This is a genomic window from Streptomyces sp. NBC_00162 (assembly GCF_024611995.1).
Classification (GTDB): domain Bacteria; phylum Actinomycetota; class Actinomycetes; order Streptomycetales; family Streptomycetaceae; genus Streptomyces.
This window is the reverse complement of sequence record NZ_CP102509.1, coordinates 1,428,959-1,453,078: the sequence shown is the minus strand read 5'-3', so window position 1 is coordinate 1,453,078 and position 24,120 is coordinate 1,428,959. Positions and strand designations below refer to the sequence as shown.

General features: G+C 71.1%; 22 protein-coding genes and 2 pseudogenes. 15 read left to right on the top strand and 9 right to left on the bottom strand.

The window, feature by feature from the left end:
- Window positions 1–2: 2 nt before the first annotated feature.
- From JIW86_RS07470 to JIW86_RS07440, 7 genes are all read left to right on the top strand, one after another.
- Complete coding sequence (locus JIW86_RS07470) at window positions 3–1,832, top strand: nuclease-related domain-containing DEAD/DEAH box helicase (RefSeq protein ID WP_257553061.1); 1,830 nt, start codon at window positions 3–5, stop codon at window positions 1,830–1,832.
- The gene (locus JIW86_RS07465; RefSeq protein WP_257553060.1) at window positions 1,787–2,062 is read left to right on the top strand and encodes a 3'-5' exonuclease; all 276 of its coding nucleotides are present in this window, start codon (window positions 1,787–1,789) and stop codon (window positions 2,060–2,062) included. The genes JIW86_RS07470 and JIW86_RS07465 overlap by 46 nt, the downstream gene beginning before the upstream one ends.
- Window positions 2,063–2,526: 464 nt before the next feature.
- A complete protein-coding gene (locus JIW86_RS07460; RefSeq protein ID WP_257553059.1) occupies window positions 2,527–3,603 on the top strand; it encodes a zinc-dependent alcohol dehydrogenase family protein in 1,077 nt (358 codons plus the stop codon).
- A 5-nt stretch (window positions 3,604–3,608) separates the two neighbouring features.
- On the top strand, window positions 3,609–4,295 hold the full coding sequence (locus JIW86_RS07455; protein WP_257553057.1) for a helix-turn-helix domain-containing protein: 687 nt from the start codon (window positions 3,609–3,611) through the stop codon (window positions 4,293–4,295).
- Between the two features lie 82 nt (window positions 4,296–4,377).
- On the top strand, window positions 4,378–4,827 hold the full coding sequence (locus tag JIW86_RS07450; protein ID WP_257553056.1) for a universal stress protein: 450 nt from the start codon (window positions 4,378–4,380) through the stop codon (window positions 4,825–4,827).
- Between the two features lie 201 nt (window positions 4,828–5,028).
- On the top strand, window positions 5,029–5,247 hold the full coding sequence (locus JIW86_RS07445; protein WP_257553055.1) for a hypothetical protein: 219 nt from the start codon (window positions 5,029–5,031) through the stop codon (window positions 5,245–5,247).
- Window positions 5,248–5,285: 38 nt separating this feature from the next.
- Window positions 5,286–5,882 carry a hypothetical protein gene (locus JIW86_RS07440; protein ID WP_257553054.1) on the top strand — a complete coding sequence of 199 codons (597 nt, stop codon included), beginning with the start codon at window positions 5,286–5,288 and terminating at the stop codon, window positions 5,880–5,882.
- Window positions 5,883–6,029: 147 nt separating this feature from the next.
- On the opposite strand, the gene JIW86_RS07435 is transcribed toward JIW86_RS07440, so the two are convergent.
- From JIW86_RS07435 to JIW86_RS07425, 3 genes are all read right to left on the bottom strand, one after another.
- Window positions 6,030–7,022, bottom strand: coding sequence for an Acg family FMN-binding oxidoreductase (locus JIW86_RS07435; RefSeq protein ID WP_257553053.1), 993 nt, complete (start codon window positions 7,020–7,022; stop codon window positions 6,030–6,032).
- 236 nt (window positions 7,023–7,258) lie between these two features.
- Window positions 7,259–7,411, bottom strand: coding sequence for a universal stress protein (locus JIW86_RS42105; protein WP_406368405.1), 153 nt, complete (start codon window positions 7,409–7,411; stop codon window positions 7,259–7,261).
- A gap of 34 nt (window positions 7,412–7,445) precedes the next feature.
- Entirely contained in the window at window positions 7,446–8,114 is a 669-nt protein-coding gene (locus JIW86_RS07425; protein ID WP_257553052.1) for a CBS domain-containing protein, read from the bottom strand.
- 264 nt (window positions 8,115–8,378) lie between these two features.
- Between JIW86_RS07425 and JIW86_RS07420 the strand changes: the two genes are divergently transcribed.
- The 3 genes from JIW86_RS07420 to JIW86_RS07410 all read left to right on the top strand — a co-directional run bounded on the left by JIW86_RS07420 (window position 8,379) and on the right by JIW86_RS07410 (window position 12,061).
- On the top strand, window positions 8,379–9,287 hold the full coding sequence (locus tag JIW86_RS07420; protein ID WP_257553051.1) for a universal stress protein: 909 nt from the start codon (window positions 8,379–8,381) through the stop codon (window positions 9,285–9,287).
- Window positions 9,284–10,141, top strand: coding sequence for a universal stress protein (locus tag JIW86_RS07415; RefSeq protein ID WP_257553050.1), 858 nt, complete (start codon window positions 9,284–9,286; stop codon window positions 10,139–10,141). The genes JIW86_RS07420 and JIW86_RS07415 overlap by 4 nt, the downstream gene beginning before the upstream one ends.
- A gap of 189 nt (window positions 10,142–10,330) precedes the next feature.
- Complete coding sequence (locus JIW86_RS07410) at window positions 10,331–12,061, top strand: GAF domain-containing protein (RefSeq protein ID WP_257553049.1); 1,731 nt, start codon at window positions 10,331–10,333, stop codon at window positions 12,059–12,061.
- Between the two features lie 13 nt (window positions 12,062–12,074).
- On the opposite strand, the gene JIW86_RS07405 is transcribed toward JIW86_RS07410, so the two are convergent.
- Window positions 12,075–12,800 carry a response regulator gene (locus JIW86_RS07405; protein ID WP_257553048.1) on the bottom strand — a complete coding sequence of 242 codons (726 nt, stop codon included), beginning with the start codon at window positions 12,798–12,800 and terminating at the stop codon, window positions 12,075–12,077.
- Window positions 12,801–13,113: 313 nt separating this feature from the next.
- Window positions 13,114–15,567: a phosphoketolase gene (locus JIW86_RS07400; RefSeq protein ID WP_416237667.1), complete on the bottom strand. Its 2,454-nt coding sequence runs from the start codon at window positions 15,565–15,567 to the stop codon at window positions 13,114–13,116.
- Between the two features lie 158 nt (window positions 15,568–15,725).
- Between JIW86_RS07400 and JIW86_RS07395 the strand changes: the two genes are divergently transcribed.
- Complete coding sequence (locus JIW86_RS07395) at window positions 15,726–16,601, top strand: universal stress protein (RefSeq protein ID WP_257553046.1); 876 nt, start codon at window positions 15,726–15,728, stop codon at window positions 16,599–16,601.
- A gap of 117 nt (window positions 16,602–16,718) precedes the next feature.
- Here the strand turns inward: JIW86_RS07395 and JIW86_RS07390 are convergent, their stop codons facing one another.
- Window positions 16,719–17,426, bottom strand: coding sequence for a response regulator (locus JIW86_RS07390; RefSeq protein ID WP_257553045.1), 708 nt, complete (start codon window positions 17,424–17,426; stop codon window positions 16,719–16,721).
- 262 nt (window positions 17,427–17,688) lie between these two features.
- Here JIW86_RS07390 and JIW86_RS07385 point away from each other — a divergent pair, with 262 nt between their 5' ends.
- The gene (locus tag JIW86_RS07385; protein ID WP_257553044.1) at window positions 17,689–18,015 is read left to right on the top strand and encodes an STAS domain-containing protein; all 327 of its coding nucleotides are present in this window, start codon (window positions 17,689–17,691) and stop codon (window positions 18,013–18,015) included.
- 128 nt (window positions 18,016–18,143) lie between these two features.
- Window positions 18,144–18,632, top strand: coding sequence for a pyridoxamine 5'-phosphate oxidase family protein (locus tag JIW86_RS07380; RefSeq protein WP_257553043.1), 489 nt, complete (start codon window positions 18,144–18,146; stop codon window positions 18,630–18,632).
- A gap of 21 nt (window positions 18,633–18,653) precedes the next feature.
- On the opposite strand, the pseudogene JIW86_RS07375 reads toward JIW86_RS07380, so the two are convergent.
- Window positions 18,654–20,341, bottom strand: a pseudogene (locus tag JIW86_RS07375) (GAF domain-containing protein).
- 294 nt (window positions 20,342–20,635) lie between these two features.
- Between JIW86_RS07375 and JIW86_RS07370 the strand changes: the two are divergent.
- On the top strand, window positions 20,636–22,336 hold the full coding sequence (locus JIW86_RS07370; protein ID WP_257553042.1) for a SulP family inorganic anion transporter: 1,701 nt from the start codon (window positions 20,636–20,638) through the stop codon (window positions 22,334–22,336).
- Window positions 22,337–22,347: 11 nt separating this feature from the next.
- Here JIW86_RS07370 and JIW86_RS07365 read toward each other — a convergent pair.
- Window positions 22,348–22,524, bottom strand: a pseudogene (locus JIW86_RS07365) (helix-turn-helix domain-containing protein); the annotation flags it as partial.
- 657 nt (window positions 22,525–23,181) lie between these two features.
- Window positions 23,182–23,421, bottom strand: a complete 240-nt coding sequence (locus JIW86_RS07360) for an SDR family NAD(P)-dependent oxidoreductase (RefSeq protein ID WP_322975497.1) — start codon at window positions 23,419–23,421, stop codon at window positions 23,182–23,184.
- A gap of 81 nt (window positions 23,422–23,502) precedes the next feature.
- Between JIW86_RS07360 and JIW86_RS07355 the strand changes: the two genes are divergently transcribed.
- Entirely contained in the window at window positions 23,503–24,105 is a 603-nt protein-coding gene (locus JIW86_RS07355; RefSeq protein ID WP_257553041.1) for a TetR/AcrR family transcriptional regulator, read from the top strand.
- Window positions 24,106–24,120: the final 15 nt, after the last annotated feature.

The following is a 24,120-nucleotide window of genomic DNA, read 5'->3' as shown; positions in this document are numbered from 1 at the left end:
GTATGGGGGCAGGCGGGGCGGCATCGCAGCGGGCGCAGGACGCGCGGCGGCAGGAGCGGTTACTCCGGGAGCAGTGGCAGGCCGCCCGCCGGCAGGCCCTGCGGTGGGAAGCGGCCGACGAGGGCGAGCAGCGGGTTCTCGCCCAGCTGTTGGTACTGACCGCGCGCGGGTGGCGGTTGTGCGTCGACCGGCGGTGGCCCGGGCCGCGGACCGCCAACGCGGACATGTTGCTGGTGGGGCCCGGCGGTGTCTTCGTCATCGACGTCACAGCCGGCGGCGAGCCGAGGGAGGAACACGCGGCCAAGCTGCTCGCCGCCACGAAGGCTGCCGAGAGCGCAGTGGCGTCCCTCGGAATGTCACCGGTGGCGGTCCAGCCGCTCATGGTGTTCGCCGGGCAGAGTCGCGACGCGGGCCTCGGCCGGATACGGCTCCTGGGTGAACACGAGATCGGCCCGGTGTTGCTGGCGCAGCGGCACAGGCTGCGGGTGGAGTCGGTCCGGGCGATCGCCGACCATCTCGAGCGGGTGTTCCCGGATCATGCGGGGTCGGCGGTCGACCAGCAGGTGTCGTCAGCATCCGAGCGCCACCAACGAAGCTCCTCAGATGGGCTGTTCGACCTGGAAGGGCTGCGTGATGCGGCCTTGAAGGGAGCGATGCGGGCGCCGATCGAGCAGTGGATGACCTTCCTCCACCCCGATCAGGTATCACTGGTGCGCCGCAACTGGTCGGGCCCGGCACGCATCAGCGGACCGGCGGGTACCGGCAAGACAGTCGTTGCCCTGCACCGTGCGGCCTACCTGGCCAGGCGGACGACCGGCCGCATCCTGTACGTCACCTTCGCCAACAACCTGCCCCGTGTTCAGAGCACCTTCCTCAGGACCATGGCTCCGGCCGTCGCCGACCGGGTGGACTTCCGCAGCCTCCACTCCTGGGCACAGGAGTTCTTGCAGGAGCGGGGCATACCGGTGCGGCTGCACGGGGACAAGGCCGAGACCGCCTTCAGCCTCGCCTGGAAACACGTCGGCCGCGAGAGCCGACTGGCCGAGCTCGACCCGGCCCCCACCTATTGGCACGAAGAGATCGACTACGTCATCAAGGGGCGAGGTCTCACTCGCTTCGAGGAGTACGCGACCGTTCCCAGGCGGCGGAGGAAAGCGAGCCTCCACCGTACGCACCGGCAGTCGGTGTGGGAGCTGTACGAGGCGTACGAATCACTGCGCGGCGAGCGCGGCGTCCACGACTTCAACGACGTCCTCTCCCTCGCCCTGGCCGAAGCGTCACGCCGGCGCGAGCGGCCCCCGTACGCGGCCGTCATCGTCGACGAGGTCCAGGACCTCACGCTTGTCGGCGTGCGCCTCCTGCACGCGCTCGTCGGTGATGTGCCCAACGGTCTGCTGCTCGTCGGAGACGGCCAGCAGACCGTGTACCCGGGCGGCTTCCGCCTCACCGACGCGGGCATCGACATCCGCGGCGACCGCGGGCAGGTGCTGCGCACCAACTACAGGAACAGCAAGCAGATCCTGGACGCGGCCCTCACCGTCGTGGCCGACGATGCCTTCGAGGACCTCGACGGCATGCGAACCCCGGGCCGCCGCGATGTCGACCTCACCTACCACGACGGGGACGTCGTACGCGTCACCAGGCCCACGGTGGACGCCCACGACAGGGAACTTCTGGAGGCCCTGCGCGCCCTGCCCGATGGGGCGCTTGCCGACACCGCCCTGCTGTGCCCCTCCATGCGCGCCATCGGCCACTACCAGCGGCTGCTCACCCAGGGGGCATCCCGGTGTGCCAGTTGGAGCACTACGACGGCCGTGCCGTCGACGCGGTGAAGCTGGGCACCTACCGCAGGGCCAAGGGCCTGGAGTTCAAGAACGTCTTCCTGCCCCGGCACGATGCGGTGCTCGCGAACGGGACCCAGGCCGACACGGCGGGCGGTACGGAGACGTCGGAGACGGCCCGGGAGCGTGAGGAACTGCTGCGCAGCCAGCTCTTCGTGGCGATGACCCGGGCTCGTGACCTGCTATGGCTCGGCAGCGTCACCATCACCATCACCAGGTAGGAGCCCGCGGTTCCGGCGACTCTGCGTACGCCCTGGCTCGGTGGGGAGGCGTGCTGCCTGGGTGTGGTGCGTCCTGGGGCCCTGGAGCGTGCCGCCGGCGTCGACCACCGGGAGCCGCTTGGGGTTGCCGCTGCCGTAAGGGGCGAACAGGTCGCGGTGGCGGGTGCGGGCGGTGTCGAGCCGGTCGGCGGTGGTGCTCATGGTGTGCCTCAAACCCTTCGTCCTCACCCTGCCTCGCCGGTCATGGCCCTGGGAGGGCCGCGCGGGTCAGACCGCGGGGCCGTCCGGCCCCGGTCAGCGGACCTGGACGGGTGGCGCCGGATTCCACCGTCGCACCCACCACGACGCGAGAGAGAGACCCGACTGGTCCCTTTGGAGGGGCCGACCGGCCCAAGCGGGACGGAGGCAGGTAGGCACAGCCTGGCGGTGACCCCCTTCCCGCGCAGCACAGAGAGGCCGCAGTCATGAAGGCACTCGTCTTCCAGGGCCCCGGGCAGACTTCCTGGCAGGACGTCCCGGACCCTTCGGTCAAGGACGCCGCGGACGCGATCGTCCGGGTCGACGCCGTCACCATCTGCGGTACCGACCTGCACATCATCAAGGGCGACGTGCCCGAAGTGACCCCCGGACGGATCCTGGGCCACGAGGCCGTCGGCACCGTCGTCGAGACCGGCGGCGACGTGCGCAGCGTCCGCCCCGGCGACCGCGTCCTGATCTCGTGCATCTCAGCCTGCGGCCGCTGCCGCTTCTGTCGTGAGGGCCGCTACGGACAGTGCCGCGGGGGCGGCGGCTGGGTGCTGGGCCACACCATCGACGGGACCCAGGCCGAATACGTACGCGTCCCCTTCGCCGACCTCTCCGTCCATCCGCTTCCCAGCGCCGTGAGCAGCCACGATGCCGTACTGCTCGCCGACATCTTCCCGACCTCCTACGAGGTGGGCGTGCTCAACGGGAACGTGCGCCCCGGCGACACGGTCGTCGTCGTCGGTGCCGGACCCATCGGCCTGGCCGCCATCGTCACGGCGAGGCTCTACAGCCCCGGGCGGATCATCGCCGTCGACCTCGCCGCGTCCCGGCTCGCCGCCGCGCGGGACCTCGGTGCCGACGCCACGGCGAACGCGGAGGAGGAGCCCGAGCGGCTGGTCGAGGACTTGACCGAGGGGCTCGGCGCAGACGTGGTCATCGAGGCCGTGGGTGTGCCCGAGACGTTCGAGATGTGCACCCGGATGGTCCGCCCCGGCGGACGGGTCGCCAACATCGGCGTCCACGGAAAGCCCGCCACCCTGCACCTCGAAGACCTCTGGATCAAGGACGTCACCATCACCACCGGTCTCGTCGACACCCACTCGACCCCCATGCTGCTGCGCATGATGGCCGCGGGCCGCCTCCCCGGGGCCGCGATGGTCACCCACCGCTTCGAGCTGGACCAGATGGAAGAGGCGTACGACGTCTTCTCCCGCGCCGGCGACACCGGCGCCCTCAAGGTCGTGCTCGGCGGACCGCAGCACGACACCGTCGCCGTACCGCCTCAGGAGCAGTGAGTGCCGTGAAGACCACGCCGAGCATCCAACCGCAGCATGCCGACGAGCCGGCCGGACGGACCGACCTCGGCCGCCGTATGGCGGCCCGACGCGCCGCCCTCGGCCTCAGCCGTGAAGAACTGGGCCGGAAGTGCGGAGCCGACGGCAACTACATCACCTACCTGGAGGAGCACTCGGCCTCTCCGGCCATAGGCACCCTCGTCCGCATAGCCGACGTACTCGGCGTCACGGTCGACGACCTGACCGGCGCGAGCGCAGGCCGCGTCCGCGGCCGTTCCACCGCCCGCCGCGACACCGCGCTGGTGTCGCTGGAGGAGGACGAGTGCCGAACGCTGCTGGGTACGCACGGAGTGGGACGCATCGCCGTCTTCAACCCCGAAGGGCCGGCCGTTCTCCCGGTCAACTACTTGATCGCAGGCCCCGACATCGCGTTCCGCACCGCCGCGGAAGCCCTCGCGGCCAGAGCGGCAGGTACGGAGGTGGCCTTCGAGATCGACAACATCGACGACGTCACCGCCGGCGGCTGGAGCGTCCTGGCCGTGGGTGAGCTGGAATCCGTCACGGACCCGGAGGAGATCCAGCACCTGACGGCCACGGCCCGGTCCGAGCCCTGGGCCGGAGGCCCGCGCACCCACTGGATGAAACTCACCCCGGTCCGGCTCACCGGCCGTCGCGTGGCGCACGAGTCATGAGCGCGGGTACGGCCGCTCCGCGTGGCGGGGCGGACCTGCCTCGCACACTGTGGATGTACAGCCATCGAAAGGGTGAGTCGGGATGGACAGCCAGCTTGAGACTCCGCGCGTTGTAGTGGGTGTCGACGGATCGCCTTCGTCCCGGGCCGCGCTGCGCTGGGCGGTCCGGTACGCAGGCCTGGTGGGCGGGAAAGTGGAAGTGGTTTCCGCCTGGGACCTGCCCGGTGCGGGATCGTGGTCGGCTCCGGCGGTGGACGCCGATTTCGACGAGGAGGAGGCCGAGCGACGTCTGGTCGAGGAGGTACGCACGGTCCTCGGCGAGGGCGGTGCCTCCCAGGTCCACGAGCGCCTGGTGCGGGGCAATCCCGCCGAGGTCTTGGTGGACCAGGCAGAGGGCGCCGACATGCTGGTCGTGGGAAGCCGCGGCCACGGCGGTTTCCGCCGGGCCCTGCTCGGTTCGGTCAGCCAGCAGGTGGCGCTGCACGCTCCGTGTCCGGTCGCGATCATCCGGCCGGACGTACCCGTGGAGTAGCTTCCCGCCGGCCGGCGTCGAGCGGGTGGCGCGCAGTCGCGGCTCGGTCCGGGCGGGCCCCGGGGCCCGCCCGCTGCCTGGGCCCGGGCCGATCGGCCCCGCACCGGAGCGGCCCCCGGCCCTGCGGCCCATCTGCCTCGCGGCGCGATCGTGGAACACGGACGCCGCTCCGGCGACGCTTCCCCGAAGAGGGTGAGCACGATGCAGCGCATACGGATCCAGACCCGGCCCAAAGAGCCTCGCAGGCCCGCCCTGCTGGATCTGCCCACGCCGTCCGGCCCATGGGGCCACGTCGCCGTGGCCAGGACCGCGGGGTTCCTCGCCAAGGCACTGGTCCGCCAAGGCAAGGGCGGCGACTTCCGCAACCCCGAGCGGATACAGACCTGGGCCCACCACATCGGCGCCGAACTCGCCGCCTGAGCAGGCGGGCCGGCACGGACGCAGCACGGAGGCGCGCCATGCACCACCGCACGCCGGGGGCAGGAGGCAATCCGCTCCGTCGTGACGCCGACCGCAGCCGAGCCCGCCTGCGCACCACCTTCATGCTGGCCTGCCTGTTGGCCGTGATCTGCGGTGTCGCGGTCGGACGAAGCGCCTGGACGGACGCCAGTCGCGCCGCGGCAGAGATCGCACGCCACCGGAATTCCGTCACGGCCGTGACAGTCGGCGCAACCACCTACCGGGCCGGGTCAGGGCCGGGCACCCGCCCCGTCCCGGTGGCTCCCGCGACCTGGCGGGACACCTCACACCGCGTCCACACGGAAACCGTGCCGGTTCCGGCAGCGACCCGAAACGGAGCCACCGTCCGCCTCTGGATCGACGGCAAGGGCAATGCGACCACCGCCCCGCCCGGCACGGCCGACATCGCTGTGAACGCCATCAGCCTCGGCACCGGAGCCTCGGCCGGAATCGCGCTCGCAGCCGGCGCGGTCGTCTACGTACGCCTTCGGGTCGTCGACGCGCGCAGCGGACGAGCGTGGGAAAGCGAATGGGAGAGCGTCGAGCCCCGGTGGTCCGGCCGTCTGCGACCCGGACAGGGAGGCGCCGACGACTGAGCCCGCCACCGACCAGGACCAGCCTGACCGTGCGGCTCGCGGCGGCCGCCGTGGTGGCGGACGTGGTCACCGGGCATCCACCGGCAGGTGCCGATCGGCGGGGTGTTCGCCGCAGGACTCATGGGCCTCTCGCGCCCTGAGGGGTGTCTACTCCCGGATCTCCAGAACGTCGGCGACAGGGCGGCGGGGTGTTTCGGGCCCGTGGGGCCCGTAGCCGAGGCGCAGGACCATCTGGACGTGGCCCATCACCTCGACCGGGTCGCGGACCGTCCACCGCAGTTCCGGCCATTCGAGGGGCTGAGAGGTCATCGAGGTGGCCAGACCGTCGGAGGTGGCCTGGAGGAGGACGCGCTCCAGCGCCTGCCCGGCCCGCAGCCAGTCGACCCGCGTGTCCGTCTGGGTGCCGAGCAGGGCCAGCTGCGGCCGCTTCTCGAACACGGCCCAGCCGCGATCCGCCGCAGGGTGGTCCCGGCCGAAGTCGCGTACGGGGGAGGGGCCTCCGGAACTTCGCGGACCGAACGCGGCGGCGGGGATGCCGTCACGGCGTGTGCCGGTCGGCGCATGCGCATCGGAAGTCCAGGCAGAGGTCTCCTCCCGGACGAGCGGATCGATGTCCTCCCGGTGTTCCGCGTCCCGCACCAGCCCGAGCACGGTCTCGATGTGCCAGTCGCCAGGGACGGCCAGCCGGCAACCCTCCAGGCGGGCGGCGCCCTTCAGCCCGTCCACGAGAGCGTCCGGCACCGGCTCGTCACTGAACGGGAAGCGGCTGGTGTGCCGGCGCCGGAGAGCGGCGTGCAGGGCGGCGAGCTCGTGGTCCTCGTCGGAGGGTCCGTCGATGGCTGCCGTCGCCAGCAGCCACGGCCGGGAGTCGTCGGGCAGCAACTGCACGCGGGCCCGGAGTCCGTGGTGGACCGCGGACACGCGCAGGTTGAACAGGGCAGCCGCACAACCGAGGTGGAGAGCCCGGTGATTCGGATCGGTTCGTGTCATGGCACGGTCCAGGTCGCCGTGCAGCTCGATGACATTGCCATCAGGGCTGAACACGAACTTCCACGGTTGCGCGTTGTGCATGGACGGGGCGGTGACGGCGTCGCCGACCAGCTCGGCGACGGTGTCGGGGGCGATGATTGTTGCGGTCACGGGACTGTTCCTGTCTGTGCGGCCTCGGTCGTGGCCACGACCACGACCGGTGAGGTGGTCCGCCGACGGAGCTGGTCGGCTTCGGAGACGACACCGACCGGGTGCCCGTCGTCGTCGATGAACTCCTCATGCGTATACGGGGACGGTGAAGTCCGCCTTCACGTCCACCACGCCGGGTACGGATGGAGGCGTCCTTCGTCACGGTCACGGCCGGGCGGGTCACGTTCGAAGGTGTTTCATGGCCTCTGCTCCCTTCTCCTCGTGGGCGACGACGGCCACCGGAGCGGCAGCATGGGTACTTGCCTCAGAACAGCTTCCTGTGCGGCCCAGCGCGCGGCTGCCCGGCTCTCGGGGGAGCCGTCGACTCCGACGGTCACGTGGTGCCTCATGGCTGCAGCCTCTCTCATGCGGGTCGACACCGCTTCACCACGGCTGCGCATGGCGGGCGCGGCCGGCGTGAGTGGCCAGTGTGTCGTCGGTCCGGGCCTCGACGTGCGATGCCACAGCGACGACTCCGTCGAGTCGTTCGACGAGGCTGAGGAGCGCAGGCAGCTGACTCCGGCGTTCTACGCGGCCGTCCAGGGTGACGAAGCCGTCCACCACGTGGACGTCGATGTCGCCGGTCGGCACGCCGAGTATCTCCGTGAGGACCTCGTCGGTGACTCGCCGGCGTATCTCGGAGTCGGGGCGGACGAACAGGCGCAGCAGGTCCCTGCGGGTGACGATGCCGACCAGCCGGTCCTCCTCGTCCACGACGGGCAGCCGCTCGATGCCCCGGCGGGTCATCAGCCGGGCAGCGTCGGCGGCTGTCTCCTCGGCGTGGACGGTGACCGCGGGCGTGGACATGACGCCTCCGGCCGTGGGCGGCCCTGCCGGTGGGGTGGTCTGCTCGGCCGGGTGCGGGGCCGGAGCCGCGCGGGCCAGGATGTCCGTCTGCGAAACGACACCCACCACACGGTCCTCGTCGTCCAGGACGGGGAGCCCGGAGACGCCGTGCTGGGCGAGGAGCTTGGCGACATCCTTGAAGGCGGTGTCCGGGGCCACGGAGACGACTTCGTCGGTCATCAGATCCGCCACCTTGATGTGCTTCATGACGCCCTCCTGCTCCGCCGTGTCACGCGAGGCTTGTGCCTGAGTTGGGTGTGCCCCCACCATCCGCCGGTGCCCGCCGGCGGTCGAGGGCCGAACGGCCCCGTCCCGGGGCCGGAAGGGCCAGGCGGCACCGGGGGAACGGGGCGGCGCCGGGGCGAGGGGGACCTTTGGTCCCGATCGTGGCCCCGGGCGGCCCTCTGCCTGGGGCGCTGCCGGTGTCAGCGTGAGTGGTGTCCCTCATCGGCTTCTCGGTTGGGAGGAACCGTGGAAAGCACATTCCGCACCCCGGACACGAGCACGGTGGTCGTAGGCGTGGACGGCTCGGATTCGGCCCGCACTGCCGCCATGTGGGCAGCGGGGGAGGCCGTACGCCGCGACCGGCCCCTGCACATCGTCTACGGGTCCGACACCGACGGCAGGGCCCTGTACCTGTCGGCGGAGACCATCGAACGGGTCCGCGCGAACGGCCGACAACTCTTGGACGACACGGCGAAGGCCGTGACGGACGAGTACCCCGGTCTGCGCGTGAGCACGGAGTTCAGCCGCGCGGACGCCGCCGGTAGCCTGCACCGGGCCGGCGCCCTGCACGGCACGGTCGTGGTGGGCAACCGCGGTCTGGGCGGCTTCAACTCCCTCATGCTCGGCTCGGTCGGCCTGGACGTCGCGGCTGCCGCCATGACCCCCGTCATCGTCGTGCGAGGCGTCGACGGGGCAGAGGCGACCGGCACCGTCCTCGCAGCGGTGCGCGACGAGCACGACCTCCTGGTCGCGCGGTATGCCGCCCGGGAAGCCGAGCTGCACAAGGCCTCTCTCCGGCTGCTTCACGTGTGGAACGTGCTCCAGTCCGTCGGTGAGGTGGTGAGCATGCTCGACGGCGTGGACGAGATCGCAGGCTGGCACGAAGAGGCCCTGCGGGCCGTCACGGACGCGGTCCGCGACGAGTTCCCCGATCTTGAACTGCGGGCCGAGGCCGAGAAGAGCGTCTCCGTGGCCGGCGTCCTGGTCGAGGCGTCCCGTCACGCCGACCTGCTCGTCATGGGCGGCCGTCGGGTCCCCGGGGCTCTTGGGTTCGCCCGCAACCTGGGCAGGGCCACGCACAGCATGCTTCACCACGCGCACTGCCCCGTCCTCCTCATCCCCAGGACCGGCAGCGACTTCGGGGGCCGGTCATGACCGGGCCCCGGGATCGCGACATCGTCGTCGGAATCGATCCGGCCAGGGACTGGCACCTGTCCCTGGCCTGGGCCGCCGACGAGGCGCACCGTCGTCGGCTCCCCCTGCGTCTGGTGCTGGCGGTGCCGCCCCAGCACGACACTCACCAGGTGGATGACACCCCCGGTCAGATGGCCCAGCGACGGGCGGGAGCCGACAGACTGGAACAAATCTGCGACTGGGTGCGCGACCGGCACCCCGAGGTGAACGTCACCGGCGACCTGCTGGAAGGGTTCCCCGCCCCCGCCCTGGGCGGCGTGGCCGGGGAAGCCCGTTTGATCGTGCTCGGCTCCCGGCACCTGAGCCGCAGCGCGGAGTTCTTCAGCGCCGGATCCATCGTGGTCCCCGTCAGCGCCCAGGCCCGCTGCCCCGTCGTCGTCGTGGGCGACGCGGAGCACATCAGCCAGCAGCCGCCGTACGTCGTCGTGGGTATCGACGGCAGCGCGTCCGCCACGGCCGCTCTGGCGTTCGCCTTCGACGAAGCCGATCTGCGCGGGGCCGCTCTTCGGGTCGTCTGCGTGTGGCAGCGGCCGGTGTTCACGCTGGATGACGAGGAGGTGGCTCTGCGCACTCAGCGCGCCTTGCTCTCCGAGGCCACCGCCGGTCTTTCGGACAAGTACCCGGACGTGCAAGTCACGCACGAGGTCCTGACCGGCCACCCCGTCGAGGAGCTGGCACGCGCGGCCGAGCACGCCCTGGCCGTCATCGTCGGCCGCCGCGGCCGCGGCGGATACACCGGCATGCGTCTCGGGTCCGTCGTCCACGGCCTCCTGCACCGGGCGCACTGCCCTGTGATCACCGTACCGATGGAATGAAGGCCGCGATCAGCAGTCGCACGACAGTGACGGCGGGGAGGCGTAGGTACCCGGACACGGCGTCCACGCCGAGCCGAACGTGACCCGCCGTATGCAGCAGTAGCACCCTGCCGGGAGGGAATTCCGCTCCTGCCGGGACTACGGTGAAGGAGGCGGTCCTCCACCGTTCCTGTCGGCCGGAGGTGTGACATGTGCGCAGACGGCCGGCCCGCCCAGGGCGGCGTGCCACGGCTGCGGCTGGACGAGCTGCTCGACGAGCTCCAGGTACGCATGGACGAGGTCCGGGGCACCCGCGACCGGCTGAACGGCCTGCTCGAGGCCGTCATGTCGGTAGGCCGCGAGCTGGACCTGCCCCAGGTCCTGCGCGGCATCGTCGAGGCCGCCGTCGTCCTGGTGGATGCCGAGTACGGCGCCCTCGGCGTCATCGGCGACGACCGCAAGCTGGCCGAGTTCCTGCCCGTCGGCATCACGGACGACCTCCGTGCGCAGATCGGCGACCTGCCCTCAGGCCACGGAATCCTCGGCGAGCTGATCCGGCACCCGGAACCCCTGAGACTGTCCGAGCTGTCCGAGCACCCCGCCTCCTACGGCTTCCCGGCCAACCACCCGCCGATGCACTCCTTCCTCGGCGTCCCCATCCGTGTACGCGAGGAAGTCTTCGGCAACATCTACCTCACCGAAAAGCGCGGCGGAGCCGAGTTCGATGCCGAGGACGAGGCGGTCCTGTCCACGCTCGCGGTCGCCGCCGGCATCGCCATCGAGAACGCCCGCCTCTTCGAGGAAGTCCGCCTGCGCGAGCGCTGGCTGGAGGCCGGCTCGGACATCACCAGCGCCCTCCTCTCCGGCGCCTCCGAGGACGATGTCCTCGCAGGCATGCTGGAGCGGGCCAAGGACATCACCCGGGCCGACATGGGCGTCTTCTACCTCATCGGCACCGCCGGAGAGCTGCGCGGCTCGATCGCCCTGGGGCATCGTGCCGAAGCACACCGGGGCATCATCCTGCCGAGCACCAGCGGCACCCTGGCTGACGCCGCCTTGGCCGGGGCCGGCCTGATCACGGTCGCGGACGTGTCGACGGACCGGCGTGTCACCGTGCAGCCGGAGCGGTGGACGGGCTTCGGCCCGGCCGTAGCCGTTACCGTCGGCACCAAGGAGAGACTCAGCGGCATTCTGATCCTGGCTCGACGCCACGGCCGCGCCGTCTTCGCCACGGCAGAAATCGCTTCCCTGCCGGGATTCGCCAATCAGGCCGCTCTCGCTCTCGAACTGGCCGACCGGCGTCGCGACGCCGAGCAGATGAGCATGCTCGAAGACCACGACCGCATCGCCCGCGACCTCCACGACCTGGCCATTCAGCGCCTCTTCGCCACCGGTATGACCCTCCAGAGCGCCCAGCGGTTCGTGGACCACCCCGAGGCGTCCGAACGCCTCGCGCGAGCCGTGGACGACCTCGACGCCACCATCAAGATCATCCGGTCCACCATCTTCGGGCTGCGCGACCGTGACGTCCCCGGGAGGACGCCCAAGCTGCGCTCCCGCACCGTCCAGGCCGTGGACCAGGCCGCGGAAGGCCTCGGGTTTGCTCCTGCCCTGCGGATGGAGGGGCTGATCGACACCGACGTGCCGCCCGCCGTCGCCGACGAGGTTCTCGCCGTACTCGGAGAGGCTCTGACCAACGTCGCCCGGCACGCCGAGGCCACGCGTGCGGAGGCCTCGATCGTCGCGGAGGGCGGCGTCCTCACCGTCATCGTGACGGACAACGGCGTCGGCCTGTCCGACGGCGGCCGACGCGGCGGACTGCGCAATCTCGCCGAGCGCGCCGAAAGGCTCGGTGGTCGCATGGAAGTCACCTCGCGAGGGGCGGGCGAGCCGGGCACACGTCTTGAATGGTGCGTGCCGCTCGGCTCACCACCGCCGTGAACGCAGCCGATGGCTAGTGCTTCGTTGTCACCTCACCATCGTGCCCCTGGCCATGGACCTGCGCGTGGTCATGGACCTGCGCGGCGATGACGGCTGCCTGTACCCGCCGTTCGACTCCCAGTTTGCCCAGCAGCCGTGAGATGTGGTTCTTGACGGTCTTCTCGGAGAGGTAGAGCTGTTTGGCGATCTGGCGGTTGGTGAGGCCGTCCCCGATCAGTTCGAGGACGGCACGCTCCCGCTCGGAGAGGGCTGCCAGGCGGGTGTCCTCGGGCGCCTTGGCGGCTTCCGGGTCGCGCAGTGAGTGCATCAGGCGGGCGGTCGTGGCCGGGTCGAGCATGGACTGCCCGGTGGCGACCGTACGAACGGCGGAGACCAGGTCGGTCCCCTTGATCTGCTTCAGCACGTACCCGGCCGCGCCTGCCATGATCGCGTCCAGGAGGGCGTCTTCGTCGTCGAACGACGTCAGCATCAGGCAGGCCAGGCCAGGCATCCGAGAGCGGAGCTCCCGGCAGACCGTGATTCCGTCCCCGTCGGGCAGCCGGACGTCGAGGACGGCGACGTCGGGCCGCAGTGCCGGCCCGCGGGCCAGCGCCTGATCTGCCGTTCCCGCCTCGCCGACCACGGTGATGTCCGCCTCGGCTTCGAGCAGGTCCCGCAGCCCCCGCCTGACCACCTCGTGATCGTCGAGTAGGAACACCTTGATGGGAGCCTCCGCGGAGGCGCTCGGTACGTCGGACATGTTCGCCGCCTGATCCGGAGGACGTTGCGTGCGCATGCTTCCCCCGAATTGTCTCAGGCGGGGGGTCATGTGCACCCGCTGAGCCGGGGCGCGAGGCCGGGCCGGCCATCGGTGGAAGCCGCGGCGTCGACGTCCGCAATCACTCCAGTTCCTCGCCGGGGCGCAGGAACACCTTCAGCAGGTCGCTGCGGCTGACGACGCCCGCCAGGGCAGGGGACCGATCACCCTCCGTGGCAGGCCACGGAGGGTGATCGCCGGGCTCGTGTCCACCGGCCGGCCCCGGACGGTCCGTGCGGCGCTGCACGGCGTGTGCTCAGTACGGCCAAGTCCAGTCCGCGACCTCCGGCAGGTCGGTGCCGTGCTCGCGGATCCAGTCGTGGTGGCGGATGCGCTGGTCGGCCATGGCCTGGCGCAGCCCCTCGGCGCGGCCCGCGAGGCCGGGGACGCGGTCGATGACGTCCATGACGAGCCGGTAGCGGTCCATGTCGTTGCGCACGACCATGTCGAACGGGGTCGTGGTCGTGCCGGACTCCTTGTACCCGCGGACGTGCAGCCGGGCGTGGCCGGTCCGGCGGTAGGCGAGGCGGTGGATGAGCCATGGGTAGCCGTGGTAGGCGAAGATCACCGGCCTGTCGGTGGTGAAGAGGGCGTCGTACTCGGGGTCCGTCAGGCCGTGCGGGTGCTCCTCGTGGGGCATCAGCCGGGCGATGTCGACGACGTTGACGACGCGGACGGCCAGTGCGGGGAGGTACTCGCGGAGCAGGGCCGCGGCGGCCAGCACCTCCATGGTGGGTACGTCGCCGGCGCAGGCGAGTACGACATCCGGTTCGCGGGAGCCGTGGTCGGTACCCGCCCACTCCCACACGCCGGCGCCGCGCGTCACGTGCGTGCGGGCCGCGTCGATCGGCAGCCAGTCGAAGCAGGGCTGTTTGCCGGCGACGATGACGTTGACCTGGTCACGGCTGCGCAGGGCGTGATCGGCCACGGCGAGGAGGGTGTTGGCGTCCGGCGGCAGGTAGACCCGCACGACCTCCGGGCTCTTGTTGAGGACGTGGTCGACGAAGCCGGGGTCCTGGTGGGAGAAGCCGTTGTTGTCCTGGCGCCAGACGTGCGAGGTGAGCAGGTAGTTGAGGGACCCGATCGGCGCCCGCCAGGACAGCTCGCGCGAGGTCTTCAGCCACTTGATGTGCTGGCCGGCCATGGAGCCGACGATGTGCGCGAAGGCTTCGTACGTGGAGAACAGGCCGTGGCGGCCGGTGAGGAGGTAACCCTCCAGCCAGCCCTGGCAGACGTGTTCGGACAGGATCTCCATGACCCGGCCGTCCCGCGACAGGTTCCGGTCCGTGGCCTCCGTGATGCCCTGCCAGGCCTTGCCGGTGACCTCGTACAGGTCGTCCAGCCGGTTGGAGGCGGTCTCGTCCGGTCCGACGACCCTGAAATCCCTCCGCCCGGCCGTGTCCCGCATGATCTGCGTGAGGAACTGCCCCAGGACGCGGGTCGGTTCGTGGAGGGTGCGGCCCGGCTTGTCGACCAGGACGGCGTGCGCGTCGAGCGCGGGCAGCGGGAGCGGCCGCAGCAACCGGCCGCCGTTCGCGTACGGTACGGCGCCCAGGCGGTGCTCGCCCTCCGGGACACAGGCCAGTACCTGCGCCGTCGGGCGGCCGTCGGCGTCGAAGAGCTCCTCCGGCCGGTACGAGCGGAGCCAGTCCTCCAGCTGCCGCAGGTGCGCGGGGTTCTCGCGGACTCCTGCCAGCGGGACCTGGTGAGCACGCCACGTGCCCTCGACCGGGACGCCGTCGACGGTCACGGGCCCGGTCCAGCCCTTGGGCGTGCGCAGGACGATCATCGGCCAGCGTGCGTACTCCCGCCCCGGATCCGTGCCCGGCGCCCGCGCCTCCCGCTGGATGACCGCGATGCGGTCCAGGGCGTGGTCCATCGCACGGGCCATGGCGTGATGCACCTGGGCCGGGTCGCTGCCGGTCACGTACAGCGGATCGTGCCCGTAGCCGCGCAGCAGCGCGTCGAGCTCGTTCTCGGGGATCCGGGACAGGACCGTCGGGTTGGCGATCTTGTAGCCGTTGAGGTGCAGGATGGGCAGGACGGCGCCGTCGTGGACCGGGTCGAGGAACTTGTTCGAGTGCCAGGACGCGGCCAGCGGCCCCGTCTCGGCCTCGCCGTCGCCGATGACGCAGGCGACCAGCAGGCCGGGGTGGTCGAAGGCGGCTCCGTACGCGTGCGCCAAGGCGTAACCGAGCTCGCCACCCTCGTGGATGGAGCCCGGGGTCTCGGGCGCCACGTGGCTCGGCACTCCGCCGGGGAACGAGAACTGCCGGAACAGCTTGGCCATGCCGTCGGCGTCTCGCGTCACGTCCGGGTAGGTCTCGCTGTACGTCCCCTCCAGCCAGGAGTTGGCCAGGACGGCGGGGCCTCCGTGTCCGGGACCCCATACGCACAGGGCCTCCAGCGAGCGCTCCCTGATCACGCGGTTGAGGTGGGTGTGCACCAGGTTGAGGCCGGGGGAGGTGCCCCAGTGGCCGAGCAGCCGGGGCTTGATGTGCTCCGGGCGCAGCGGCTCGGCCGGAAGCGGATTGGCCATGAGGTAGATCTGGCCGACTGTCAGGTAGTTGGCGGCGCGCCAGTGGGCGTCGAGCTCCGTGACCGAGTACGCGGTCAACGCGGTCATGTCCGCTCCTGCGTGTGAGGGTCGGGACGTTCGTCGACTGAGCCGATGCCGACACCCTGCGCCCTGCCGGGGTACGGCCGGCAGGGGATGACCGGCCCTGAGGGAGGGACCGTCGGCCCTTTTCCGCACCTGCCCGGCCCGAGGAAGGTGAATCCCGGTGGCGCCCGGCCCTTCCCCCGGCCGGCGCCACCCACCCTGCCGGCGACCACGATGCCTCGGGCATCAGTACGGAGGACAGACCTGTGAAGCGAACCCTCGTCGTCGGAGTGGACGGTTCCGCCGAGAGCCGGGCCGCTGCCGACTGGGCGGCTCAGGAGGCCATGCGCCGCGACATGCACGTGCACGTGGTCCACGCCTGGCTGTGGAAGCCGCTCGCCGTCCCGGTCGTCCAGGACCGCGGTGCCGAGGCCCGCCGGGCCCAGGAGATCCTGGAGGAGACGGAGGCCGAGCTGATCCGTCGGCACCCGCGGCTCTCGCTCTCCGCGGAAGTGGTGCCGGACGTCCCCGTTCCGGCTTTGCTGCGTGCCGCCAAGGACGCGGAGATGCTGGTACTCGGCTCCCGCGGGCACGGTGCCGTGGCCGGCTTCCTGCTCGGCTCCTACGGGCAGCAGCTGATCGCCTCCGCCGAGTGCCCCGTCGTCTCCGTCCGCGTCCGGCACGGCAGGCCGGTGTCCGGGGCCGGCGAGGGAGAGGTGGTCGTCGGTCAGCAGGGCGGCGTGGAGGAGTCCGCCGAGGTGCTGCGCTTCGCCTTCGAGACGGCCGCGGCGCGCAAGGTCCCGCTCCGCGCGGTCCGGGCCTGGAGCCTGCCCCCGGTCTACGGATACAGCCCCGGCTCGCTGTGGATCGCCGATCAGTTCGGCGGGCTGGAGCCGTTCGAGAAGGCCGCGCTGGAGCAGGCGCTGGAGCCGTGGCGGCTGAGGCACCCCGAGGTGGAGGTCGTCGCGCACGCCGAGCAGGGGAGCGCCGGTCACGTGCTGCTGTCCGCCGCGTCGGACGCCCAGTTGCTCGTCGTCGGCCGGCGGGTCCGCGAGTCGGCGCTGGGCGCGCGTGTCGGGTCGGTGGCCCACGCCGTCCTCCACCACGCGGCCTGCCCCGTCGCCGTCGTCCCGCACCACTGAGTCCCGCACCACTGAACCGACGGCGCGCTCATGGAAAGGCCGGGCAGGCGACGTGCGACCTGCCCGGCCCGTTCTGCGGACGGGTCCTTCTGCGGGCGGCCCCTTCTGCGGACGCTCCTACTCCGCGGCCGGGACCGGATGCCGGCCGGGCGGGGTCAGCGCGTGACTGGCGATCACCGCGGCCTGGACGCGCCGCTCCACGCCGAGCTTGACGAAGAGCCGCGAAATGATGTTCTTGACGGTCTTCTCCGCGAGGTACAGCCGCTTGCCGATCTCCCGGTTGGTGAGACCCTCGCTGACCATGAGGAGGATCTCCTTCTCCCGGTCTGTGAAGCCGGGAAGCCCCGGGACCTGCTCGTCCTTGGGCACGTCGCCGCGCATGCGGGCCATCAGCCGCGTGGTGGCACCGGGATCGAGCATCGACTGGCCGGCGGCCACCGTCCGGACGGCGGTCACCAGGTCGGTACCGGTGATCTGCTTGAGGACGTAGCCCGAGGCACCCGCCATCACGGCGTCCAGCAGCGCTTCCTCGTCGTCGAACGACGTGAGCATCAGGCAGGCCAGTTCGGGCATCCGCGAGCGCAGTTCACGGCTCACGCTCACTCCGTCACCGTCCTGGAGCCGTACGTCCAGGATCGCGACCTGGGGGCGCAGCGCGGGGATGCGGATCAGAGCCTGTTCCGCCGTGCCCGCCTCACCGACCACGGTCAGGTCGGGCTCGGCGTCCAGCAGGTCGTGCACCCCTCGGCGTACGACTTCGTGGTCGTCGAGCAGGAAGACGCTGATGGGCTCTTTCGCAGGGGAGGGGGCACCGCTGCCGGCCATGACGCAACTCCTTCGCCTGGGTCGTCCTGGACACACGAACACCAGCATCCTGTCCTGCCCTACGGCCCAGCGGACAGGGCCGATCGGCCCTCATCGACCAGCCGCGCTGCGCGGCAGGTACCGCTCGGGCCCTTGGGAAGGGACCTTCGGCCCTGTCCGGAGGGCCTGCCGGGCCTTCCCCGGTGCACGCGGCCCCCGATGAACTGGTGGCGCACGGGGAACGGCGCGACTCCACGGAGCCGCACGCAGCGCGGAGGACGCCATGACGACCGCCTTGATCGACCTGAAGACCGTGGCCCGGGACGACCGAGGTCTGATAATCGCCCTGGCCGGAGAGCTCGACTTCTACACGGCCGGGCAAGTAGGGCCACACCTCCGCGAACTCGCCGGATCCGGCCACCGCAACATCATCCTGGACCTGTGCGGCCTCTCCTTCTGCGACAGCGCGGGCATCGACCTCCTCACCCGTTTCAACCGCCACTGCCGTGCGGCGGGAACACGGCTCCTCCTGTGTGACGTGCCGCCCCTCGTGGCCAAGTCCATGCGGGTGCTCGCCGCCGACCGCGACCTGAAGTTCGTATTTTCGTGATCGCGGCGCTGTCCGGATGCGGATGCCGGAAGGGGACCGTTCGGCCCTGGTCCCACCGGGGGATCAAGAGGGAGGCTGGAAGATCGGAAGCCATGAGGACCGAGCGGGGCCGGACGAAGGTACGCATCATGGATCAGGAAGGCATACGGCGACCCGGCGGCCGGGCGGGTGGCACGACGGCCGCCCGGCACATGCGGGAACTGGACCGGGCCGAGGCCCTGAGACTTCTCGCGACGGTGTCACTGGGGCGCATCGTCTTCACGCAGCACGCGCTGCCCGCCGTCCGGCCGGTGAACCATCTCGTCGACGGCGAGGACATCATCATCCGGACCCACGAAGGCGGGGCCCTTGCCTCTCTGGCGGCACCCGCCGACGTGCCCGGCGTGGTGGTGGCCTACGAAGCGGATGTCATCGATCCCGACACGCACCTCGGCTGGAGCGTCGTCGTCACCGGCTACGCGCGACTGGTGGCCGATGCCGACGATGCCGACCGCTATGCGGACCTGCTGCGCCCCTGGGTGGGACAGCCGATGACCAGCGCCTTGCGGATCCGCCCGGATCTCGTCACCGGGTTCCGGCTGGAGGCGGCGCCGCCGCGGCCCGCGCCGGCGGCCTGAAGCCGGCTGCGGCTCCGCGCCTCAGCTGCCGCTCGGGAGCGGAGCCCGCCACACGAGCCTGCTGCCCCCCTCCTCCGGGGTCTCGACGGTGAACGACCCGCCGACGCCCTGAGCGCGCTCGTCGAGATTGAGCAGACCGCTCCTGCGCCCCTGGGCCGGTATGCCCTTGCCGTTGTCCGAGACGGTCAGTACGACCTCGCCGCTCCCCGCCTTGAGGGTCACGCCCACTCGGGTGGCCTGTGCGTGACGGGCGGCATTGCTGAGGAGCTCGCCCAGAACCGCCATCACGTGGTCGGCGATCTGCGGCGGTACGTCGGTGTCGAGCAGCCCCTCCATGCTCAGGCGCGGCGGATGGCCGAGGGTGGTGGCCGCATCGCCGACGGCGCGGGCGGCACGTGCTCGCAGGCTGGGTCCGCCCTCGCGGTCCTTCGTGCGCAGCCCGAAGATCGTCGACCGGATGATCTTGATGGTCTCGTCCAGGTCTTCGACCGCCCGGCCGACCCGCTCGGCGGCCCCTTCGTGCTCCACCAGCCGGGCGGCGCTCTGCAAGGTCATGCCGGTGGCGAAGAGCCGCTGGATGGCCAGGTCGTGCAGGTCGCGGGCGATTCGGTCGCGCTCCTCCAACAGTGCTATCTGCTCGGCGTCCCGGCGCCGCTCCGCCAGCTCCAGGGCGAGCGCCGCCTGACCTGCGAAGGCGACGAGCGGCTCCAGCTCCCCTCGCCGAACGCAGGGTCTCCCGCCGAGCGCGCGAGCAGCAGAACGCCGCGGCTCTCCCCGCCCGCAGTGCCCAATGGGACCGCCACGGCAGGCCCCAGCCCGTCCCGCCGCTGGACCTGGACCTCGGCCGGGTAGCGCTCGTCTCCCGTGGTCAGCACAGCCGTGACGGGCCTGCCAGCTTGGTGGGCGGCTCCGGAGAGCGTGCCGACGAAGGGGACGACAAGGCCCTGCCGGGCGGCTCGATCCGCGCCGGCCGCGAACTCCACGACCAGGCCGTCGACACCGGCCACCGGCATGGAGATGTCCGCGAGCCGCGCCGCGGTGATCTCCTGGGCCCGGCGGGCGATGAGCTCCAGCACCGCCGGGCGCGAACTTCCGGACAGCAGGCTCTCGGTGATCTCCGCATAGGCCTTGAGCCATCGCTGCTGGCGCTGCGAGCCCTCGTAGAGCCGCGCGTTGTCGATCGCCACGCCCGCCGCCACCGAGAGCGTGGAGATCACGGTCTCGTCCTCGGTGTCGAAGTCGACTCCGCCCCGCTTGTCCGTCAGATAGAGGTTGCCGAACACCTCGTCGCGGACCCGGATCGGTACGCCGAGGAACGTGCGCATGGGCGGGTGATGGGCCGGAAAACCGTAGGACGAGGAGTGTGCGCCGAGATCGGTGAGGCGCAGGGGCTCCGGGTGGTGGATGACCTCACCCAGCAGGCCATGGCCGGCCGGCAGAGGACCGATCCCGGCGATCTCCTCATCGGTGAGCCCGACGGTCAGGAACTGAGCGAGTGTGCGGCCGTCGGGGCCGATCACTCCCAGTGCCCCGTACTCGGCGTCCACGAGCAGCGCGGCCGCCTCCACGATCCGCCGCAGGACCTGGGCGAGATCCAGCTCCCGCCCCACCGACACCACGGCCTCCAGGAGGCTGTGCACCCGGTCGCGGGTGCCGCGCACGGCGTCGATGCGCACCTGGAGCTCGTGCAGCAGCTCGTCCAGCCGCATCCTCGGTACCTGCGTCAACGGATCCCCCACACCCACGCGTTTTCCCTCCGTCTGCCGCCCGATGGCCCGCCCCGCGGCCAGCGTATCGACACGCCCGGGCCCGAAGGGCACCGTTGCGCACGGATGCCTGCCGTGACTGACTTGACCGAAGCGCCCGACGACGACGGGGAGGACGGTAATGGGACCGATCAAGCTTCAGACCGCCGTACCCGATCACGCGGCCAGTCTTCGGAAAGCCTGATGCGGGGCGGGCGCGGCGGCCGGACGCCCGACGGGGCCTCGGCGAAGAGCGTGATGCCCACGCGTGGACGACCGCTCCTGCTTCCTGTCGGCTTCCGGGGCTACCGCAGGTCGTGGCTGGGTCGGGACGCGTTGGCCGGGGTGACCGTCGCCGCCTATCTGGTGCCGCAGGTCATGGCGTACGCAGCCGTGGCCGGGCTGCCCCCGGTCGCCGGGCTGTGGGCAATCCTGCCGGCCATGGTCGTCTACGCGCTCATCGGTTCTTCGCGGCTGCTGTCGGTCGGGCCGGAGTCGACAACCGCGCTGATGACCGCCGTAGCCGTGGGGCCGCTCGCGGTCGGCGACCCGGGCCGGTACGCCGTCCTGGCGGCAGCCCTTGCCGTGGTGGTCGGCCTGATGTGCCTGGTGGCCTGGGCGGTGCGCCTCGGCTTCCTCGCGGACCTGCTGTCACGGCCGGTCCTCGTCGGCTACCTGACCGGGGTCGCGCTCATCATGATCGTCGACCAGCTTCCCCGGCTCACCGGGGTGCGCACGACGGAGTCGGACTTCTTCCCCCAGCTGTATTCCTTTGCCCGCCACCTGGGACAACTGGACCGGCCGACCGCAGTCTTGTCCGCCACCCTGCTCGTCGTGCTCTTCACGGCGCCGACGCGCTGGCCGGTACTGCCGCGTCCGCTGCTCGCCCTGGTCCTTGCCACGGCAGCGGTGGCGGTGTTCGGGCTGGACGAGCGGTACGGGATCCCCACGATCGGGGCCGTGCCCTCAGGGCTGCCGGTGCCCGCTCTGCCGTCCCTCGGTGACCTTCCGCAGCTGGTACTCCCGGCGTTGGGTGTGCTCCTCGTCGGCTACTCGGACGTGATCCTGACCGCCCGGGCCTTCGCGAGGCACGGAGATCCGCGTCCGCTGGATGCCAATCGCGAACTGCTGGCCCTGGGCGCGGCGAACGTGGGAGCCGGCATCTTCCACGGATTCCCGGTCAGCAGCAGCGCCAGCCGCACCGCGCTGGCCGAATCCGCGAAAGCCCGGACCCAGGTGTACTCACTGGTCGGCGCCCTTGCCGTCCTGACGGTCCTGCTCTTCCTGGGCCCGCTCCTGGCCGACACCCCGAAGGCCGCCCTCGGAGCGATCGTCGTCTACGCAGCCGTACGGCTGATCGAGGTGGGCGAGTTCCGTCGCCTTGCCGTCTTCCGCCGTCGTGAGCTTCTCCTGGCCGTCGGATGTCTGCTGGGCGTCCTCGGTTTCGGCATCCTCTACGGCGTACTCGTCGCGGTGGCCCTGTCGGTCGTCGAGCTGCTCGCCCGTGTCGCCCGACCGCACGACGCGGTGGAAGGCCTCGTACCCGGGGTCGCCGGCATGCACGACGTGGACGACTACCCGACGGCGCGCACGGTGCCGGGCCTGGTGGTCTACCGGTACGACTCTCCGCTGTTCTTCGCCAACGCCGAGAACTTCCGCCTGCGGGCCTTGGCCGCAGTCGACGAGCAGAGCACCCGCGTCCGGTGGTTCGTCCTCAACATGGAGGCGAACGTCGAGGTCGACATCACCGCCCTGGATGCCGTGGACGCCCTCCGCCTGGAGCTCGAGCACCGGGGCGTCGTCTTCGCCCTGGCCCGGGTCAAGCAGGACCTGCGCCAGAGCCTGGATGCCTACGGACTGACCGCCTCGGTGGGCACCGACCGGATCTACTTGACCCTGCCCACGGCCTTGGCGGCCTATCGAGCGTGGAAACCCGGGGCGGGCACCGGAGCGGAGTAGCGGTCGGCCGGTCAGCCGGCCCTCAGGGCTGCGAGGAAGTCCAGTCTGGTCTCGAGCCGGGCCAGGCTCCGGCCGGTGAGCTGCTCGATGCGGGTAACGCGGTGGCGCAATGAGTTGACGTGCAGGTGGAGTTGGGCAGCGCATTTGGTCCAGGACCCGTCGCAGTCGAGGGCGGAGAGTAGAGCCGGTCCCCGATCGTGACCCGGGGGAGCCGCCTCGCACGAGCGGCGCGCGGCGAGGTACCTCCCGGCCAGTGCCGTCGCCGTCTTGGCGTGCAGGAGAGGGCGGGCCCCGGCGATCTGACGTCCGGTCGCGGACAGGACGGCGCGATCCAGACGACGCGGTGCACCCGAACGGGCAAGTCACGCACTACACGGGCCGCGGATGGGCCTTGTGTTTCGCCCGGACGGTGGTCCTGCACATCGCAGAAACGATCATGTCCCGCAGGGATCGCGAACCCGGTGGTCGGCTGGTTGTCGAGCGGCCGATGCAGCCGCTCGAGGCTGTCGTCGCCGACGGCCGGAAACCGAGGCTGCGACCGCGGCCAGATCCTCTCTGCGCGGCGGCAGCGCCAACCGTGGGAGAGAGATCGTGAGCATGTTCATCACCGGCGTACGCGGCAAGAGCGACGCGAAGCAGATCCGTGTCTAGGAGGAGGGGAATCCGACCCCCGTGTGGACCTGGGATCCCAGCGACGCCGAGGCGCTCATGTCCGACGAGGAGCGCGCCGAGTGCAGCGCGGTCCTCAACTCGATGCGTGAGTGGGAGGGGATCACGGAGATCAAGTGGGCGGCCGGCGGGACGAAGATCGCCGCCATCATCGGCGGCGCCGCCGTCCTGATCGGCTACCCCTCGAAGGAGCTGCTCTTCGGCGCCTGCAATTCGACGCCGTGGGCCGCGGTGAGTTCGGCGGCCAGCTCCTCCAGTCGTTCCTTGCGCCGGGCGACGAGGACGACGTGGGATCCACGCGCCGCGATCCGGCGGGCGAACTCCGTACCGATGCCGGCGCTGGCACCGGTGATGAGGGTGGTCTGACCGCGGTAGTCGACGGCGCTCATGGCTGCTCCCGGGAAGACGCTGAACATGCCCGTGATGGCACTGTAAGCCTAAAATGTCACCCAGTGTCAATGCGGTACCGAGTGCAGAAATTGGTAGGGTGCGGACCCATGAGCGAGGGCAAGGGCGGGCCGGGCGGGCTGCGGGAGCGCACCCGGCGGGCAGTGCAGGCCGAGATCGTCGCCACCGCGATGAGGCTGTTCCTGGAGCGCGGTTTCGAGGCCACCACCATGGAGCAGATCGCGGGCGAGATCGGTATTTCGCGGCGCTCGCTGTTCCGCTACTCCGGCACGAAGGAAGACATCGTGCTGGGGGACCACGCCGAAAGCGGCAGGGTTTTGCAGACCGCGCTGGAAGCCCGGCCGGCGGACGAGTCCCCGTGGGAAGCGCTCCGGGCCGCCCTGAAAGCACTCGTGGAGTCCCTCCCGTACGCTCCGGACGACTTCCTCAAGATCACCAGCATGCTCCACGCATCGCCCTCCCTCCGCGGGCGCCAGCTGGAAAAACGGCAGCAGTGGATGGACCTGCTCGTGCCGGACATCGCCAGACGGCTGGGCCCCGAGGCGGACCCGATGACGGAGATGCGCGCCCGCGCCCTGGTCGCCTGTGCCTTGGCCTGCTCGGACGTGGCGATGGAAATCTGGGTGCGCAGCAACGGGACGGTCGACATGGAACAGGTCTTCGACGAGGCGGTTGCCGCCGTACGCGGATAGGGCCCCTCACACAGC

What these genes read in the sequence shown, in the direction of transcription:
- JIW86_RS07470 (WP_257553061.1), top strand. Translation starts at nt 3, where the DNA reads ATGGGGGCAGGCGGGGCGGCATCGCAGCGGGCGCAGGACGCGCGGCGG.
- JIW86_RS07460 (WP_257553059.1), top strand. Translation starts at nt 2,527, where the DNA reads ATGAAGGCACTCGTCTTCCAGGGCCCCGGGCAGACTTCCTGGCAGGAC.
- JIW86_RS07450 (WP_257553056.1), top strand. Translation starts at nt 4,378, where the DNA reads ATGGACAGCCAGCTTGAGACTCCGCGCGTTGTAGTGGGTGTCGACGGA.
- JIW86_RS07445 (WP_257553055.1), top strand. Translation starts at nt 5,029, where the DNA reads ATGCAGCGCATACGGATCCAGACCCGGCCCAAAGAGCCTCGCAGGCCC.
- JIW86_RS07440 (WP_257553054.1), top strand. Translation starts at nt 5,286, where the DNA reads ATGCACCACCGCACGCCGGGGGCAGGAGGCAATCCGCTCCGTCGTGAC.
- JIW86_RS42105 (WP_406368405.1), bottom strand. Translation starts at nt 7,411, where the DNA reads ATGAGGCACCACGTGACCGTCGGAGTCGACGGCTCCCCCGAGAGCCGG.
- JIW86_RS07425 (WP_257553052.1), bottom strand. Translation starts at nt 8,114, where the DNA reads ATGAAGCACATCAAGGTGGCGGATCTGATGACCGACGAAGTCGTCTCC.
- JIW86_RS07415 (WP_257553050.1), top strand. Translation starts at nt 9,284, where the DNA reads ATGACCGGGCCCCGGGATCGCGACATCGTCGTCGGAATCGATCCGGCC.
- JIW86_RS07410 (WP_257553049.1), top strand. Translation starts at nt 10,331, where the DNA reads ATGTGCGCAGACGGCCGGCCCGCCCAGGGCGGCGTGCCACGGCTGCGG.
- JIW86_RS07405 (WP_257553048.1), bottom strand. Translation starts at nt 12,800, where the DNA reads ATGTCCGACGTACCGAGCGCCTCCGCGGAGGCTCCCATCAAGGTGTTC.
- JIW86_RS07390 (WP_257553045.1), bottom strand. Translation starts at nt 17,426, where the DNA reads ATGGCCGGCAGCGGTGCCCCCTCCCCTGCGAAAGAGCCCATCAGCGTC.
- JIW86_RS07385 (WP_257553044.1), top strand. Translation starts at nt 17,689, where the DNA reads ATGACGACCGCCTTGATCGACCTGAAGACCGTGGCCCGGGACGACCGA.
- JIW86_RS07380 (WP_257553043.1), top strand. Translation starts at nt 18,144, where the DNA reads ATGGATCAGGAAGGCATACGGCGACCCGGCGGCCGGGCGGGTGGCACG.
- JIW86_RS07370 (WP_257553042.1), top strand. Translation starts at nt 20,636, where the DNA reads ATGCCCACGCGTGGACGACCGCTCCTGCTTCCTGTCGGCTTCCGGGGC.
- JIW86_RS07360 (WP_322975497.1), bottom strand. Translation starts at nt 23,421, where the DNA reads ATGTTCAGCGTCTTCCCGGGAGCAGCCATGAGCGCCGTCGACTACCGC.
- JIW86_RS07355 (WP_257553041.1), top strand. Translation starts at nt 23,503, where the DNA reads ATGAGCGAGGGCAAGGGCGGGCCGGGCGGGCTGCGGGAGCGCACCCGG.